Consider the following 15,956-nt stretch of genomic DNA (forward strand, 5'->3'; position numbering starts at 1 on the left):
GGAGGACAAGAAGACCATGACCGTTCAGGCCCGCGACCTCTGCCCGCTGCTCCAGGTGTTCGACATGCCGGCGTCGCTCGCCTTCTACTGCGACGCCCTCGGCTTCACCTCGGTCGAGGGGACGCCGGACTGGCGGCTTCTGCGTCTGGGCGACGCCTGGCTGATGCTCAACACCGCCTACGAGGCGCACGAGCGCCCGCCGCAGCCTGACCCCGCCAGGGTCCTCGGACACCGGGACGTCTGCAGCTACATCAGCGTCGACGGCGGCCTGGACGCGCTCTACGCCGAGCTCGTGGCCAAGGGCCTGTCGCCGAGCCAGCCGCAGACCCAGGCGTACGGCATGCGCCAGATGTACCTCGCCGACCCGGACGCGTACGGCGTCTGTTTCCAGCACGCGGCGGGCGACGACGCCTGACGCTTCGTCCTATGCTGCCTCCACGAGCGAGGGAGGCGGACATGCGAACCCGGATGGCGGGCCTGTGCGGAGCGATGGCGGTCGCGGCGGCTCTGTCCGGCTGCGGCGGTGAGGGCGCGGCGGACCGAGCCGAGCCGGCGGCCGAGGCGAAACCGGCGGAGCCGCCCTTCGGCCAGACCGCCGCCGAACGCCGGCGGGCCGAGGCGGAGCGTCGGAAGGCGGGCCTGGGGACCTATTGGGTGAAGACCGACGTCGCGACCGAACACGAGAGCCCGGGCGGGAAGGTGGTCAACCGCATCTACTATGGGCAGAAGCTCACCGTCTTCGAGAAGCGGGGCGACTGGTATCGTACGGTCGAGGACGGCTTCGTCGCGCGCTGGACCAGGGCGAGCCAGCTCACGGATCGGGAGCCGCCGGCCAAACCCGCCTACGCCGGTCCCGACGGCGCCGTCGACCCCAGGATCGCCAAGGACGCCATCCCCAATCCCGGCGAGTACGGCCTGACCAAGGCCGACGTCGACATCCTGCACCGGGGCGCCCGCCGCGTGCTCGACACCCGGCCGGATTGCGAGGGGATCGAGAGCGCCGACAAGAGCGTCAACAAGCCCGACACCTACTACGTGACCTGCCGGATCAGAGGGTCGGTCGAGAACGTCTTCTTCACGAAGGCCGAGGTGGCGAGCCGTTGAGCGAAGCGCTCCATGATCCCGGCCCCGCGCTGCTGCTGATCGATCTGCAGCAGGCCATCGACGATCCGCGCTGGGCGAGGGACGGGCCGCGCAACAACCCCGGCGCCGAGACGAATGTCGCCGCCCTGCTGGCTCGCTGGCGGGCGCTGGGGCGGGCCGTCATCCATGTGCGTCACGACTCGACCGAGCCAGGCTCGACCTATCGCCCAGGGCAGCCGGGGCATGCCTTCAAGCCGGAGGCCGCGCCCCTGCCCGGCGAGCCGGTGGTGGGGAAGCGGGTCAACAGCGCCTTCGTCGACACGGGCCTGGAAGAGCGCTTGCGGACGATGGGGGTGTCGACGTTGACGGTCGCCGGCGTGATCACCAACAATTCCGTCGAGACCACCGTGCGACACGCGGCGAACCTCGGCTTCGAGGTGTCGCTGGTCGAGGACGCCTGCTTCACCTTCGCGCGACGGGATCATCGCGGTCTCCTGCGCAGCGCGCAGGAGGTTCACGACATGTCGCTGGCGAACATCGAGGGGGAGTACGCCAGGGTCGTCGTCACGGCGGACCTTCTGGAGGGGAAGGGCTGATGCTGGGTCTGTTGATGATGCTGCTGGCGCACGACCCGGCCGCCCATGGAACGGCGGCTGCGCCTCGGGCGGCCTGCGCGCTTACCGCCGAGGACAAGGCGGCCAACCGCAGGCTGTCGTTCCGCGAGTTCGACCAGCTGCCGACCCTCCCGTCCAACGCCCGGTCGCTGGGCGCGGCCGGCTGCTATCGCGAGGCCGCGGAGGCGACGGAGGACTACCTCGCCCACGGTCCGCTGGCCGAGCCGGGGCAGCGGGCGATCATGGCCTTCCACATGGCCCAGTACCTGGCGTCCGCCGGCGACGAGCGCGAGGCGGCGCGGGTCGTGACTCTGGGCCGGCGCGCCGATCTGCCGCCCGCCTATCACATCGACTGGAACAGCTACGTCGACGGCGTTCGCGCCTTTCTCGTCAAGGACCGCCCGGCGCTCGTCGAGACGACCGCCAGGCTGCGCGCCCGCAAGACCGCGGGCGACGACATGAACGCCGCGGCCCTGGAACGGCTGGGCCGCTGCTTCGAGCGTCCCTACAAGGACGTCTGGACCAGCGACGCCTGCGCGCCGCCCAAGCCGGAGACCCCATGAAGTCGTTCGCCGTCTATAGCCTGGCCGCCCTCGCCGAGATCGGCGGCTGTTTCGCCTTCTGGAGCTGGGCGCGGCTGGGCAAGAGCGTCTGGTGGCTGGCGCCGGGCGTGGTCTCGCTGGTCCTGTTCGCCTGGCTGCTGACCCTGGTCGAGGCGGAGGCGGCGGGGCGGGCCTACGCGGCCTATGGCGGCATCTACATCCTGGCGTCGCTGGGCTGGCTGTGGGCGGTCGAGGGCATGCGTCCTGACCGCTGGGACGTGATCGGCGCGTGCGTCTGCCTGGCCGGCGCGGCTATCATCCTGCTCGGACCGCGCGCCGCCGCAGGATGATCGCCCGATGACCCACGACGAATTCGCCGCCATCGTCATGGCCTTTCCCGGAGCCGAGGCGGGGACCAGCTACGGCCTGCCGTCCTGGAAGGTGCGGGGCAAGTTCTTCACCCGGGTGCGGGCCGAGGACGACAGCGCGGTCCTGCAGTGCGTTCCCCTCGACGAGCGCGAGATGCTGATGGAGGCCGAGCCCGCGACCTTCCATTTCACCGACCACTACCGCAGCTATCCGATCGTGCTGGCGCGGCTGGCGACGCTCGATCCCGGGCAGGCGAGGGCCTTCCTCGAGCGGCGCTGGCGACAGCTGGCGACCAAGGCGATGGAAAAGGCCTTCGACGGGGCGTGAGAGCGCGGCGGAGGCGCGTTGCGTGGTTCGAGACGCTCGCTTGAAGCTCGCTCCTCACCATGACGAGCTCTGAGTTCGTCATGGTGAGGAGCGGACCCTCAGGTCCGCGTCTCGAACCGCGCAAAGGATCTCGGCGAACGCCGGTAGCCGAGACGCCCGAATCCGGCCTAGCCTCTCCTCAACTCACCGGTTGGGAGGGGCGTCATGAAAGCCTACCGCGTGGTCTTCGCCCTCATCGGTTGGGCGACCCTGGCGGCGCAGTACTGGCTCATGATCCAGGGCCGGTCGCCGGGCGAGATTCCGGGGCTGACGGTCAACTTCTTCAGCTACTTCACGATCCTGACCAATCTGCTGGCGGCGCTGGCCCTGACCCTGCCGGTCATCGCGCCCGACGGGATCGGCCGCTGGTGGGGCCGGCCGGCGGTGCGCGGGGGCATCGTGCTGTTCATCACCGTGGTGATGGCCGTCTACCATCTGGTGCTACGCGCCAGCTGGGATCCGCAGGGCCTGCAGAAGGTCGTCGACTACGCCCTGCACTACGGGATGCCGGTCGCCTTCATCCTCGACTGGCTGCTGTTCGTGCGGAAGGGCCAGACGCCGTGGTCGGCGGCCATCGCCTGGCTGGGCTTCCCGGCGGTGTTCGGGATCTGGACGCTGGTCCATGGCGCGCTGAGCGGCTTCTATCCCTATCCGTTCCTGGACGTGGCCAAGCTCGGCTACGCCCTGGTGGTCCGCAACATGCTGGGCATGACCATGGGCTTCCTGGTCCTGGCGGTGCTGCTGGTCGCGCTGGACCGGCTGCTGGGCCGCTTCGGCAAGCCGACGGGTGACAGCGCGCCCGCATCCCCCTAGCTTCCGCCGCGCGTAACGGGAGCTATTGTCTTGGCCTATCGGTCGCTGCGGGACTTCATCGCCAAACTGGAAGCCGACGGGGAACTGGTCCGGGTCAGCGAGCCCGTGTCCACGGTCCTCGAGATGACCGAGATCTGTACCCGGCTGCTCGCCAATGGCGGGCCGGCGGTGCTGTTCGAGAAGCCGGTGATGCCCGACGGCTCGATCTCGCCGATGCCTTGTCTGGCCAACCTGTTCGGCAATGTGAAGCGCGTCGCCATGGGCGTGACGCTGGGCGGCGAGCCGCGGACCACGGCGGGCGAGCTGCGCGAGGTCGGCGAGTTGCTGGCCTTCCTGCGCCAGCCGGAGCCGCCGCGCGGCCTGAAGGGCGCGATGGAGATGCTGCCGCTGGCCCAGACCGTGCTCAGCATGCGGCCCAAGACCGTCAAGAAGGCCCCAGTCCAGGAGGTCGTTCTCAAGGGCGACCAGATCGACCTTTCCAAACTGCCGGTCCAGACCTGCTGGCCGGGCGAGCCGGCGCCGCTGATCACCTGGCCGCTGGTGGTGACAAAAGGGCCGTCCGACAGCCGCGAGGACGACTTCAACCTGGGCATCTACCGCATGCAGGTGCTGGGCAAGGACCGGGCGATCATGCGCTGGCTGGCGCATCGCGGCGGGGCTCAGCACTACGGCCGCCACAAGAAGGCGGGGCGGCGCGACCCGCTGCCGGCCTGCGCCGTGATCGGGGCCGATCCGGGCGTGATCCTGGGCGCCGTGACCCCGGTGCCGGACACCCTGTCGGAGTACCAGTTCGCCGGCCTGCTGCGCGGATCGAAGGTCGACCTCGTGCCGGCCAAGACCGTGCCGCTGATGGTGCCGGCCCAGGCCGAGATCGTCATCGAGGGCCACGTCCTGCTCGACGAGTTCGAGGACGAAGGCCCCTACGGCGACCACACCGGCTACTACAACAGCGTCGAGAAGTTCCCGGTCTTCCAGGCGACCGCGATCACCATGCGCAAGGACGCCATCTATCACACCACCTTCACCGGCCGTCCGCCGGACGAGCCCAGCGTGCTGGGCGAGGCGCTGAACGAGGTCTTCATCCCGCTGTTCCAACAGCAGTTTCCCGAGGTCGTCGACTTCTGGCTGCCGCCCGAGGGCTGCAGCTATCGCATCGCCGTGGTGTCGATGAAGAAGGCCTACCCGGGCCACGCCAAGCGGGTAATGCTGGGCGTCTGGAGCTATCTGCGCCAGTTCATGTACACCAAGTGGGTGATCGTGGTGGACGACGACATCGACGCCCGCGACTGGAAGGACGTGATGTGGGCGCTCAGCACCCGGATGGATCCGGCGCGCGACATCACCATCGTCGAGAACACCCCGATCGACTACCTCGACTTCGCCAGCCCCGAGAGCGGGCTGGGCGGCAAGATCGGCCTGGACGCGACCAACAAATGGCCGCCCGAGACCAAGCGCGAGTGGGGCGAGCAGATCCGCATGGACCAGGACGTGGTCGACCGCGTCTCCGACATGTGGGGCCGGCTGGGCCTGCCCGGCGACGGCAAGCCGATCTGGAAATAGGCCGATGCTCGACTGGCTCAGGCGTCTGTTCGGAGGGAAGGCCGCGGCGGCCTCGTCGGCCGGTCAGACTCCCTCCGTCTCGCCGATCCTGACCCTCGAGGAGCTCCGCGCCCTCGTCCGGCGGGTCGGATACGGCGAGGCCGAGGCCGAGATCGTCGCGCTGGCCGCGCCGGTCTTCCACATCATCGCGGGGCCGTCGGCCCACGGCGCTCCGCTCGGCGGGACGCGGCTGGGCGGGGCGCCGGACCTGCCTGCGGGCTCTGTTTGGCCCCGCGGACGGTTCGGACCGGCCGCCTTTCTGGGACAGTTCGATCTCGCCGATGTCCGCGCCCGGACCGGCTCGGACCTGGCGCTCGAAAGCGGCCTGCTGTCGCTGTTCGTGGTCGAGATCGACAGCGCCGCCGATCCGGTCGAACTGCTGGCCGTCCTGACGCCCGAAGGCGCGGCGCTGGAACGTCTGTCGCCGCCGGCGGAGGAGTTCGGCGCCTATATCGGACTGCTTGAGCCTATATCGATCGCGGCCTTTCAGTCCGGGATCGGCCTGTCGCAAGGCGCGATCGCCGGACTGGAGCTCGAGACGCGCTTCCCGGACGGCGACGTCTGGACGTTCCTCAGGGCGCTGGTGGAACGCCCGGTCGGCGCGATCGGCGAATGGTTCGGGCAAGGGTTCGGCAGGGCGGGCGACGACCAGCGCCAGGTCGCCCATGCGCGCCGGATCGGCCGCCCCAGCCTCAAGAGCTACGCCTTCATTGAGAGCTGGGCGAAGTGGGAGGAGTTGAAGACGATCCAGTCCCGCCTCGCCAACGGCTCGATCTATCGGCCCTGGAGCGAAGCGGGCGACGACGACGTCCGCTGGCTGCTCGACAACCGCGCCGCCTTCGACGCGGGCGTCGACGCCCTGCGCCTGCTGGTCCGGATCGACTCGAACCGTGAGATGGGGCTCTGGATCAACGACGCCGACCCGATCTTCGTCTTCGTCGACGCCGCCGATCTGGCCCGAGGCGATCTGTCGAAGCTCCACGCCACGGTCACCCAGGGCTGACCGGACGCTGGCCAGCCGATAGGCCCAACATTCGTCGAATCGGGCCTTAAATTCAGGGGAGCGCGCTGGATCGCGCGGATCTCCGAGAGCCGACATGAAGCGCGTTTCGCCCCTGCTGCTGTCGCTGGCCATCGCCTTGCAGGTCGGCGTGTCGTCGAGCCTGGCGGCCGTCCCCGCCTTCAGCCGGCTGGACGCCGAGATGACCGTCCGGTGCGCCGACGGTCGCTTCAGCGGCGTGGTCATGGTCGCCGTGAAGGGCGTCCCCGCCTACAGCCGCAGCTGCGGTGAAGGCGTCACGCCCGCGTCGCGTTTCAAGATCTTCTCGATCAGCAAGCTGCTGACCGCCCTGGCGGTGATGCGGCTGGTCGAGCAAGGGCGAATGGGGCTCGACGCGCCGGCGGCGGCCTACATTCCCGACCTGCCGGCGGCCTGGCGGGCGGTGACGATCCGGCAGCTGCTCGATCACACCTCCGGCCTGCCCGACAAGACCGAGGCCCTGCTGGCGGTGTTCGAGACCGACCACGCCGCCGCCATGCGCCGGGTGCTCGCGGACCTGGGGCAGGACGCGCCTGGGCCCGAGACGCCGCCGGGCGCGACCTACCGCTACAACAACTTCGGCTATGAGCTGCTCGCCGAAGCGGCGGCCAGGGTGGAGGGCGAGAGCTTCGACCGCGTGCTCGAACGGCTGGTGCTGAAGCCGGCCGGCATGGCGGACGCGGTGGTTGAGCTGGCGATCCCCGCGCCGGGCGGCGGTCGGCCGAGCTCCGTTCCGGATGATCGGCTCGCGCCAGGGTTCAACAGGAGCGAGGCCGGCCGGACTCCGGCGACCAGCTACTCCTTCGTCCAGCTCGGCGCCGGGGCGGTGCATGCGACGGTCGCCGACTTCCTGGCTCTGGACAGGGCGCTGCGCGGCGGGGCGCTGGTGAGGCCGGAGACCTGGGATCTGATGGCGCGGTCGTCTCGTCCCAGTTCGCCCGCCAATCCCACGGCGCGGTATGGCCTGGGCGTGATGTCCATCGAGCGCGAAGGCCTGACGCTGCAGGGTCATACGGGCGGGACGAACGGCTACATCTCGACCTTCCGCCGCCTGCCGGCGTCGGACGCCATGCTGGCGGCGATGTCCAACTACGGCTGGACCGAGACCAAATGGATCGAGGAGGCCGTCGCGGCCGAGCTGCGCGCCGACGGGATGTAGACCTCGCCGCGGCGAATGCGCCGCAGCCGGGTGACGGCCCTCGGTTCCGCCACTAGGCTACGCCGCTCGCGGGCAGGGGGGGCGAGGTGAGTCCGTTCGAGTTCTTCTTCAGCTTCTACGGGCTGCTGCTCGGCTTCTCGGTGGCCGAGCTGGTCGGCGGCTTCGCGCGGGTCGTGCACGAGCGCCGCCACGTGACGCTGGGCTGGCTGACGCCGCTGCTGGCGATCTTCGTGGCCATCGACATCGCCACCTTCTGGAACCAGGCCTGGGCCTTCTTCCGGGAGGCGCCGTACAACTTCGCGCTGCTGGTGCTGGGGCTGGTCGTCGCCAGTGTCTTCTACGTCGCCGCCACGTTGGTGTTCCCGAAGGACCTGAAGGCGGGCGACAATCTCGATGAGCACTTCTGGCGGCACAAGCGGCTGGTCCTGTTCAGCGTCATGCTCGCCAACCTGGCCATGGCCGCGGTGTTCTTCCTGGTCGCCGGGCTGAGCGGGCAGCTGGCCGAGCCGCCGACGAGCCTGATCGTCGGCCTGGTCTTCTTCAGCCTGGTCACGCTGGCGGCCGCGCTCTCGCAGCGGCGGCGCGTGGTCCTGACCCTGCTGGCCGTGCTCGTCCTCTATCAAGGCTACCACATCGGACGCTGGACCGTGGCCCTGTTCCAGGGGCCGGGCTGGCCCGTCACCGAGGCCGCCCGCACGGCGGCCGCCAAGGCCGTGCAGGAGTGACGCCGTGAGCGCGTTCGAATTCTTCTTCAGCTTCTACGGCCTGCTGCTCGGCCTGTCGGTGGCGGTGGTCGCGACGGGCGTGGCGACGGCGGTCCAGCACCGCCGGAAGATCCGCATCGGCTGGCTGACGCCGCTGCTGGCGCTGTTCATCGGTCTCGACATCGCCAGTTTCTGGGACTCGGCCTGGACCAACTTCCGGCATCTGCCGTTCAGCTACGGGCTGCTGGTCGTCGGCCTCGCCATCGCCACGGTCTATTTCGTCGCGGCTTCGCTGGTGTTCCCGCATCAGATCGAGGACGGGATGTCGCTGGACGACCATTTCTGGGCCAACAAGCGGGTCGTCATTCTGCTGTTGGTCACGGCCAACCTGCTCAGCGTAGGGGTGCTGCTGGCGGTCAACCTCAACCGGGAGGGCGGGGTGGGGCTGGCGACGGCGTACGGCGTCACCGTCGGCCTGTACCTGCTGCTGGTGCTTCCGGCCGCCTTCACCCGCCGCGCCTGGCTGTTCGGCGCGCTGATCGGGCTGCACACGGCCGTGTATCTGACCATTGCGGTCATGTCCGGCCTGAACCCGACGCCGATCGTCTCGGAGGAAGGCAAGGTCGTGAACCAGCCCGCTCTCAGCCTGCCCCGACGGTGATCCGCCCGCTGGCGGCCTCGCCCCAATCGTCCTAGGACTCCCACCATGCGCACGCCCCTCGCGGCCGCCGTCGTCGCGGCCCTCCTGATGTCGAGCCCCGCCATGTCCCAGCCGACCAACGCGATTCCCAACGCCAAGCCGTGGGACCAGCCCTTCCTGCCGCCGGCGCCCGCGTGGGACGGCAAGAGCCGCGCGCTGCTGCGGCCGGCGACCGACCCCTGGGCCAGCGCCTTCGAGCAGGATCCGGCGCACGACTTCAGCCCCAACTACGCCGACACCCGCGCCTGGTTCGACAGGCTGGACGCCGCCAGCGACCTGATCCGCATCGAGCCGTTCGGCGTCTCGCCGGAGGGGCGGCCGATCTACGCGGTGATCGCCAGCAAGGATGGGGCGACGCTCGACCCGAAGAAGCCGCTGCTGCTGGCGCAGGCCGGCATCCACCCGGGCGAGATCGACGGCAAGGACGCCGGTATGATGCTGCTGCGCGACATCGCCTTCTACGGAAAGTCGGGGCTGCTGGATAAGGTCAACCTGATCCTGATCCCGATCCTGTCGGTCGACGGCCACGAGCGCGCCGGCGCCTATTCGCGGCCCAACCAGCGTGGCCCCCGGATCCAGGGTTGGCGCAACACCGCCACCAACCAGAACCTGAACCGCGACTACATGAAGCTCGACCAGCCCGAGATGCAGGCGGTGCGGGCATTCACCAACAAGTACCGGCCGGACCTGTACGTCGACATCCACGTCACCGACGGCATCGACTACCAGTACGACGTGACCTTCGGGTACAATGGCGAGGACGGCGTCTGGTCGCGCTCGCCGGCCTCGGCCAAGTGGCTGGACACGGCGTTCAAGCCGGCGGTCTACAAGGCGCTGGAGGCCCAGGGCCACATCCCCGGCGAGCTGGTCTTCGCCATCGACGACCGCGATCCGAAGAAGGGCCTCAGCGACGGCGGCCTGGGCGAGCGGTTCTCCAACGGCTGGGGCTCGGCGGCCCACGTCCCGACGATCCTGATCGAGAACCACAGCCTCAAGCCGCACGAGCAGCGGGTGCTGGGCACCTACGTCTTCCTGGAGGAGGCGCTGAAGCTGCTGGCGGCCAAGGGCGCCGGCCTGCGCACGGCGATCGAGCAGGACCGCGCCCTGCGGCCGGCCGAGATCCTGGCCAACTTCGACCCCGAGACCAAGCCGTCCTCGACCCGCGCCTTCAAGGGCATCCAGTTCGAGCGCTACGACAGCCCCGCCTCGGGTCGGTCCGAGATCCGCTGGCTGGGCAAGGCCGACCCGGAGCTCTGGCGGATGCCGTTCTACGGCTCGGTCTCGACGCTCAGCCTCAAGCGGCCGAAGGCCTACTGGGTGCCCAGCTATCGCAAGGACCTGATCGAGCGGCTGAAGATCCACGGCGTCCAGATGGAGACCCTGGCCGCGCCCAGGACCGTGTCGGTCGAGATGCTGCGGCTGGAGGACGCGAAGGTCTCGGGCGGGACCAACGAGGGCCACGTGCCGATCACCGTCGACAAGGTGACGGCCGAGCCGCGCGACTGGACCTTCCCGACCGGCTCGGTCCGCGTCTCGACCGACCAGCCGCTGGGCGACGTGGTCGTGCTGCTGCTCGAGCCACAGTCGGGCGAGAGCTTCTTCGCCTGGGGCATGTTCCCCGAGGTGCTGAACCGGGTCGAGTACATCGAGGCCTACGCCGTCGCGCCGCTGGCCGAGAAGATGCTGGCCGCCGATCCGGCGCTGAAGGCCGAGTTCGAAGCCAAGCTCGCCGCCGATCCGGCCTTCGCCGCCGACGGCGACGCGCGCCTGAGCTGGTTCTACGAACGGACGCCCTTCTACGACCAGCACTACCGCCTGTATCCGGTCGCTCGTGAGAAATAGTTCTCCAAAAGGAGCGCATTTCTCAAAGTAAGCGTCCTGTTAAGCCTCTTCCTCCTAGACGTGGTTCCGGGTCTGGGAGGTTCCTCTATGCGCGCGTTCCAAAGGCTTTCCGTCGCCGGCAAGATGCTCACCGCCGGCGGCGCCGTCGTCGGCGTCCTGTTGCTGCTGGCGGCGTTTGCAGTGTCTCAGCATACGCGCGGCGTCGCGCAGAACCTCTCCGGCGACTACGCCGAGGCGCTCGGCGAGCAGGCCGCGGCCGACGTCGAGGGGCAGCTGATCGAGGCCGCCGGCGCTGTGCGCGGCATGGCCGCGGCGATTGGCGGCGCCCACCAGTCGGGTCTGCGCGACCGCGCCGCGATCATGACGATGCTGCAGCCCAACGCGAACGCCTCGCCGATCGTGCTGGCCAGCTGGTTCATGGCGTCGCCGGACGCCTTCGACGGGCAGGACGCCGCCTTTGTCGGCAATACCGCGATGGGCTCCAACAGCAAGGGGGCCTTCGCCCCCTACTGGGTGAAGTCCGGCGGCAAGCTGATCATGGAGCCCCTCGACAACGGCACCGACTACGAGGAGCCGTATTTCAAGAACGCCTTCCAGAGCGGCAAGATCGCGATCATCGAGCCCTATTCCTACGTCATCGAGGGCAAGCCGGTCCTGATGACGACGATCGCCCACCCGGTCTTCTCGAACGGCAAGATCATCGGCGTCTCGGGGGTCGACCTGGCGCTGGGCGACGTCTCGACCATGCTGGGCAAGATGAAGCCGTTCGGCACGGGCCAGGTCATGCTGCTGTCGTCCGAGGCCAAGTGGGTCTCGCACCCCGACGCCAAGCTGCGGACCAAGGACTACGCCGATCCGGGCGCGGCCGAGGTCAAGGCGGCCATCGCCAGCGGGAAATCGGTGCGGATCAAGGGGGTGCGCAACGCCGAAGGCGACAAGGTCGAGCGCCTGATCACGCCGGCGCCGCTGGCCGGCCTGGGGTCGACCTGGGCCCTGGTCACCGACATCCCGACCAAGACCATCAATGGCCCGGCCGATCGCCTGGCCTGGGCGCTGATGATCGGCGGCATGGTGATCCTGGGCCTGGTGCTGGCGGCCCTGCTGTCGGCCACCAACCTGATCGTGCGCCAGCCGCTGGCCCGCCTGACCACGGCGGTGGCCGCCCTGGGGGCCGGCCGCTACGACGAGCCGGTGCGCGGCACGGACTCGCCGGACGAACTGGGCGGCATCGCCCGCGCCCTGGAAGGCTTCCGCCACGACCTGGCCGAGACCGGCCGCTTGCGCACCGAACAGGAGCGCTCGCGCGACGCCGCCGAGCAGGAGCGCCGCCGCAACGACGAGATCCGCCGCGCCGCCGAGGAGGAGCAGCGCTTCGTCGTCGCCTCGGTCGGCGAGGGCCTGGAGAAGCTGGCCCAGGGCGACCTGACCTTCCGCCTGACCGCCGCCTTCCCAGAGGATTATCGGAAGCTGCGCGACGACTTCAACGGCGCCATCGGCAAGCTGCAGGACGCCATGATGGTGATCGTCGGCAACGCCTCCGGCATCCGCTCGACCACGGGCGAGATCAGCCAGGCCGCCGACGACCTGTCGCGCCGCACCGAGCAGCAGGCCGCCAGCCTGGAAGAGACCGCCGCCGCGCTCGACCAGATCACCGCCACGGTGAAACAGACCGCCGAAGGCTCCAACCGCGCCCGCGGCGTGGTCGAGGAGGCCCGCAAGGGGGCCGAGCACAGCGGCAAGGTCGTCGGCGAAGCGGTGGAGGCGATGCGGGTCATCGAGGCCTCCTCGCAGCAGATCGCCCAGATCACCGGCGTGATCGACGAGATCGCCTTCCAGACCAACCTGCTGGCGCTGAACGCCGGGGTCGAGGCGGCGCGGGCCGGCGACGCCGGCAAGGGCTTCGCGGTCGTCGCTTCGGAAGTGCGGGCCTTGGCCCAGCGCTCGGCCGAGGCCGCCAAGGAGATCAAGGGTCTGATTTCGGCCAGCTCCGGCCAGGTCGACCAGGGCGTGAAGCTGGTCGCCCAGACCGGTCAGGCCCTGCAGCGCATCGTCGGCGAGGTCGGCCAGATCAGCGAACTGGTCACCGGCATCGCGGCTTCCGCCCAGGAGCAGGCCTCGGGCCTGGCCGAGGTCAACACGGCCATGAACCACATGGACCAGATGACCCAGCAGAACGCGGCCATGGTCGAGGAATCGACCGCCGCCAGCCATGCCCTGGCCCAGGAGACGGCCGGCCTGTCGGAACTGGTCAGCCGCTTCCGCATCGGCGAGGCGGCGACGGCGACCCGCGCGACCCGCGCGGCCCCGACGCCCAGGCCGGCCGCCCGAACGCCGGCTCCGGCTCCGGCGCGCGCTCCGGTCCCCGCGCCCGCGGCTCAGCCGGTTCCGGCGCTCCGGACCGCCGGCGGCGCGGGCCTTTCGGCGGCCCGCAAGCCCGAGCCGATCGAGGACGACTGGACGGAATTCTGAACCCTGACGGAAGACGGTTGCGCTGGGGCGCGAAAAGCGTCCCTATCCGCGCGGAGTCGCGAACCGGAGGGGAACGGACATGGACGGCGTCAATCTAGGCCATGCGGCGTCCCTCTGGGTCGGGCTGCATCTGCTGCTGCTGCTGGTGCTGTCGGCGTTGGTCGTGCGCCAGCGCCAGAAGCACAAGATCCTGCTCGGCGACGAGGGCGTGCCCCAGGTCGCCCAGGCCGTCCGCGCCTTCGGCAACGCCACGGAGTATGTGCCGGCCGGCCTCGCCGGCCTGATCGTGCTCGACGTGGCTTCGCAGTCGCCGCTGCTCGTGCATATCGCCGGCGCGATCCTGTTCGCCGGACGGGTGATCCATGCGGTCGGGCTGTCGACCAGCGGCGGCGCTTCGATCGCCCGCTCGATCGGCATGACCCTGACCTGGCTGGCCTATGTGTTCCTGATCGCCGCCACGCTGTTCACCGCCATCGTCTAAGCGGAGCCTTGCCCCGGACGCGCGGGCTCCCCATAACCGGGGCATGGACGAAAACCAGTTGCACGAGGCGGTCGCCGCCGCCCTCAAGGCCGGCGCCGACGCGGCCGAAGCCGTCTTCGCCGAGCGTCAGTCCCTTGCCATCGGCGTGCGCGAGGGCGCGCTGGAAGAGGTCGAGCGCGAGGAGTCGCGCGACCTGGGCCTGCGGGTCTTCGTCGGCAAGCGTCAGGCTACGGTGTCGGGCTCCGACATCTCGGCCGAGGGCCGCTGCAAGCTGATCGAGCGGGCCGTGGCCATGGCCCGGCTGGCGCCCGAGGATCCCTACGCCGGCCTGGCGCCGAAGGACCGCCTGGCGAAAGGGCCGCTGCCCGATCTCGACCTCTACGACGACGCCGAGCCGTCCGCGGAGAGCCTGGAAGACCAGGCTCGCGAGGCCGAGGCCGCCGCGCGTGCGATCGAGGGCGTGACCAACTCCGACGGCGGCTCGGCCGCCTGGTCGACCTCGTCCTGGCGCATGGTCACCAGCGACGGCTTCTACGGCCCGCATTGCGCCTCGGCCTTCTCGCTGTCGGCCTCCGCCGTCGCGGGCGAGGGCAGCGGCATGGAGCGGGGCGGCGAGGGACGCTCGACCCGCCACGGCGCCGACCTGCCGGGCGCGGCCGAGATCGGCGCCGAGGCCGGCCGTCGCGCCGTCCAGCGGCTGAACGCCCGCAAGATCGCCTCGACCACCGCGCCGGTGATCTTCGAGAACCGTCTGGCGACCTCGCTGATCGGACCGCTGATCGGCGCCATTTCCGGCCCGGCGATCGCGCGAGGGACCAGCTTCCTAAAGGACAGGCTGGGACAGCCGCTGTTCGCGAAGGGCGTGAACATCACCGATGATCCGCATCGTGTCCGGGGCCTGGGCTCCTCGCCGTTCGACGACGAGGGCGTGGCCAACCGGAAGACGGCGCTGATTGAGGACGGCGTCCTGACCACCTGGCTGCTCAACGTCGCCTCGGCCGCGCAGCTGGGGCTGGAGACCACCGGCCACGCCTCGCGCGGCTTGGCCGGCGCGCCCGGCGTGGCGCCCAGCAACCTGACCGTCGAGCCCGGCGACCGCGACCTGGCCGGCCTGATGGCCGACGCCGGCGACGGCCTGCTGATCACCTCGATGTTCGGCCCCTCGCTGAACGGCAACACAGGCGACTGGTCGGTCGGCTGCTCCGGTTTCTGGTTCGAGAAGGGCGAGGTCGCCTATCCGGTCACCGAGATCACCGTCGCCGGCAACCTGATCGACATCTACGGCCGCCTCGTCATCGGCTCCGACCTGGAGCTTCGCGGGGCCTCCAACAGTCCGTCGCTGCTGGTCGACAGCCTGGCGATCGCCGGCCGATGACGGAAGACCTGGCCCTCATCGAAGCCGTGGCCCGCGAGGCGGGCGCGCTGGCCCAGCGGATGAAGGCCGAGGGTCTGCGGGTCTGGTCCAAGGACGGCGGCTCTCCGGTGACCAACGCCGACATCGCCGTCGACAAACTGCTGCGCGAGGCGCTCGGCGCCGCCCGGCCCGACTACGGCTGGTTGTCGGAGGAGACGGCCGACGATCCCGCACGGCTGGCGAAGCGGCGGCTGTTCGTGGTCGACCCGATCGACGGGACGGTCGCCTTCTTCAAGGAGCGGCCCTGGTGGGCGGTGTCGGTCGCCGTGGTTGAGGACGGCCGACCGGTCGCCGGCGTCGTGTACGCGCCCGAGCTGGACGAAACCTACACGGCCCTGGCCGGCGGCGGCGCGACCCTGAACGGCGCGGCGATCCGACCCAGCGCCTGCGACGCGGTCGAGGGTTGCCGCATGCTGGGCGACGCCGCCATGTTCCGGCATCCGGCCTGGCGCGAGCCCTGGCCCGAAATGCATATCGAGACGCGGAACTCCATCGCCTATCGGATGTGCCTGGTCGCCGACGGCCGCTTCGACGCCGCGGTGGCGCTGAGCGCCAAGAACGAATGGGATCTCGCGGCCGCCGACCTGATCTGCGCCGAGGCCGGCGCGGTCACCACCGACCACAAGGGCGAAAAGTTCCACTACAACCGGCCGATTCCGAAGGAACCGAGCGTGATTTGCGCCGCTCCGGGTCTGCACCCGTTGATCCTGGCGCGCGTAAGGCATATCGACCTCCCGAATTGACCAACCCGCGGAAGGGCCA

General features: G+C 70.0%; 17 protein-coding genes. All 17 read left to right on the forward strand.

Annotated elements, in window-relative coordinates:
* Positions 1-16 precede the first annotated feature (16 nt).
* Positions 17-415, forward strand: coding sequence for a VOC family protein (locus CSW64_RS04030; protein WP_099620897.1), 399 nt, complete (start codon positions 17-19; stop codon positions 413-415).
* Positions 416-456: 41 nt separating this feature from the next.
* Entirely contained in the window at positions 457-1,104 is a 648-nt protein-coding gene (locus CSW64_RS04035; protein WP_099620898.1) for an SH3 domain-containing protein, read from the forward strand.
* The gene (locus CSW64_RS04040) at positions 1,101-1,679 is read left to right on the forward strand and encodes a cysteine hydrolase family protein (RefSeq protein WP_216361228.1); all 579 of its coding nucleotides are present in this window, start codon (positions 1,101-1,103) and stop codon (positions 1,677-1,679) included. The genes CSW64_RS04035 and CSW64_RS04040 overlap by 4 nt, the downstream gene beginning before the upstream one ends.
* A complete protein-coding gene (locus tag CSW64_RS04045) occupies positions 1,679-2,260 on the forward strand; it encodes a hypothetical protein (RefSeq protein ID WP_099620899.1) in 582 nt (193 codons plus the stop codon). The genes CSW64_RS04040 and CSW64_RS04045 overlap by 1 nt, the downstream gene beginning before the upstream one ends.
* Positions 2,257-2,589: a YnfA family protein gene (locus tag CSW64_RS04050; protein WP_099620900.1), complete on the forward strand. Its 333-nt coding sequence runs from the start codon at positions 2,257-2,259 to the stop codon at positions 2,587-2,589. The genes CSW64_RS04045 and CSW64_RS04050 overlap by 4 nt, the downstream gene beginning before the upstream one ends.
* 7 nt (positions 2,590-2,596) lie before the next feature.
* Positions 2,597-2,935, forward strand: coding sequence for an MmcQ/YjbR family DNA-binding protein (locus CSW64_RS04055; RefSeq protein WP_099620901.1), 339 nt, complete (start codon positions 2,597-2,599; stop codon positions 2,933-2,935).
* 204 nt (positions 2,936-3,139) lie between these two features.
* Complete coding sequence (locus CSW64_RS04060) at positions 3,140-3,787, forward strand: Pr6Pr family membrane protein (protein WP_099620902.1); 648 nt, start codon at positions 3,140-3,142, stop codon at positions 3,785-3,787.
* A 30-nt stretch (positions 3,788-3,817) separates the two neighbouring features.
* Positions 3,818-5,347, forward strand: coding sequence for a UbiD family decarboxylase (locus tag CSW64_RS04065; protein WP_099620903.1), 1,530 nt, complete (start codon positions 3,818-3,820; stop codon positions 5,345-5,347).
* Positions 5,348-5,351: 4 nt separating this feature from the next.
* A complete protein-coding gene (locus tag CSW64_RS04070; RefSeq protein WP_099620904.1) occupies positions 5,352-6,389 on the forward strand; it encodes a DUF1963 domain-containing protein in 1,038 nt (345 codons plus the stop codon).
* 94 nt (positions 6,390-6,483) lie between these two features.
* On the forward strand, positions 6,484-7,584 hold the full coding sequence (locus CSW64_RS04075) for a serine hydrolase domain-containing protein (protein WP_099620905.1): 1,101 nt from the start codon (positions 6,484-6,486) through the stop codon (positions 7,582-7,584).
* A gap of 86 nt (positions 7,585-7,670) precedes the next feature.
* A complete protein-coding gene (locus CSW64_RS04080) occupies positions 7,671-8,309 on the forward strand; it encodes a hypothetical protein (RefSeq protein ID WP_245863827.1) in 639 nt (212 codons plus the stop codon).
* A gap of 4 nt (positions 8,310-8,313) precedes the next feature.
* On the forward strand, positions 8,314-8,949 hold the full coding sequence (locus CSW64_RS04085) for a hypothetical protein (protein ID WP_099620906.1): 636 nt from the start codon (positions 8,314-8,316) through the stop codon (positions 8,947-8,949).
* A 45-nt stretch (positions 8,950-8,994) separates the two neighbouring features.
* Positions 8,995-10,830 carry a M14 family metallopeptidase gene (locus CSW64_RS04090; protein ID WP_099620907.1) on the forward strand — a complete coding sequence of 612 codons (1,836 nt, stop codon included), beginning with the start codon at positions 8,995-8,997 and terminating at the stop codon, positions 10,828-10,830.
* Positions 10,831-10,917: 87 nt separating this feature from the next.
* Complete coding sequence (locus tag CSW64_RS04095; protein ID WP_099620908.1) at positions 10,918-13,299, forward strand: methyl-accepting chemotaxis protein; 2,382 nt, start codon at positions 10,918-10,920, stop codon at positions 13,297-13,299.
* A 79-nt stretch (positions 13,300-13,378) separates the two neighbouring features.
* Positions 13,379-13,780 carry an MAPEG family protein gene (locus CSW64_RS04100; RefSeq protein ID WP_099620909.1) on the forward strand — a complete coding sequence of 134 codons (402 nt, stop codon included), beginning with the start codon at positions 13,379-13,381 and terminating at the stop codon, positions 13,778-13,780.
* Positions 13,781-13,823: 43 nt separating this feature from the next.
* Positions 13,824-15,155: a TldD/PmbA family protein gene (locus CSW64_RS04105; RefSeq protein ID WP_099620910.1), complete on the forward strand. Its 1,332-nt coding sequence runs from the start codon at positions 13,824-13,826 to the stop codon at positions 15,153-15,155.
* A complete protein-coding gene (locus CSW64_RS04110) occupies positions 15,152-15,937 on the forward strand; it encodes a 3'(2'),5'-bisphosphate nucleotidase CysQ (RefSeq protein WP_099620911.1) in 786 nt (261 codons plus the stop codon). Before CSW64_RS04105 ends, CSW64_RS04110 begins: the two co-directional genes overlap by 4 nt.
* Positions 15,938-15,956: the final 19 nt, after the last annotated feature.

The organism is Caulobacter mirabilis (genome assembly GCF_002749615.1).
GTDB lineage: Bacteria > Pseudomonadota > Alphaproteobacteria > Caulobacterales > Caulobacteraceae > Caulobacter > Caulobacter mirabilis.

Coding starts and splice junctions, on each gene's coding strand:
- CSW64_RS04050 (WP_099620900.1), top strand. CDS start 2,257: ATGAAGTCGTTCGCCGTCTATAGCCTGGCCGCCCTCGCCGAGATCGGC.
- CSW64_RS04095 (WP_099620908.1), top strand. CDS start 10,918: ATGCGCGCGTTCCAAAGGCTTTCCGTCGCCGGCAAGATGCTCACCGCC.
- CSW64_RS04110 (WP_099620911.1), top strand. CDS start 15,152: ATGACGGAAGACCTGGCCCTCATCGAAGCCGTGGCCCGCGAGGCGGGC.
- CSW64_RS04055 (WP_099620901.1), top strand. CDS start 2,597: ATGACCCACGACGAATTCGCCGCCATCGTCATGGCCTTTCCCGGAGCC.
- CSW64_RS04105 (WP_099620910.1), top strand. CDS start 13,824: ATGGACGAAAACCAGTTGCACGAGGCGGTCGCCGCCGCCCTCAAGGCC.
- CSW64_RS04035 (WP_099620898.1), top strand. CDS start 457: ATGCGAACCCGGATGGCGGGCCTGTGCGGAGCGATGGCGGTCGCGGCG.
- CSW64_RS04100 (WP_099620909.1), top strand. CDS start 13,379: ATGGACGGCGTCAATCTAGGCCATGCGGCGTCCCTCTGGGTCGGGCTG.
- CSW64_RS04045 (WP_099620899.1), top strand. CDS start 1,679: ATGCTGGGTCTGTTGATGATGCTGCTGGCGCACGACCCGGCCGCCCAT.
- CSW64_RS04030 (WP_099620897.1), top strand. CDS start 17: ATGACCGTTCAGGCCCGCGACCTCTGCCCGCTGCTCCAGGTGTTCGAC.
- CSW64_RS04070 (WP_099620904.1), top strand. CDS start 5,352: ATGCTCGACTGGCTCAGGCGTCTGTTCGGAGGGAAGGCCGCGGCGGCC.
- CSW64_RS04075 (WP_099620905.1), top strand. CDS start 6,484: ATGAAGCGCGTTTCGCCCCTGCTGCTGTCGCTGGCCATCGCCTTGCAG.
- CSW64_RS04090 (WP_099620907.1), top strand. CDS start 8,995: ATGCGCACGCCCCTCGCGGCCGCCGTCGTCGCGGCCCTCCTGATGTCG.
- CSW64_RS04060 (WP_099620902.1), top strand. CDS start 3,140: ATGAAAGCCTACCGCGTGGTCTTCGCCCTCATCGGTTGGGCGACCCTG.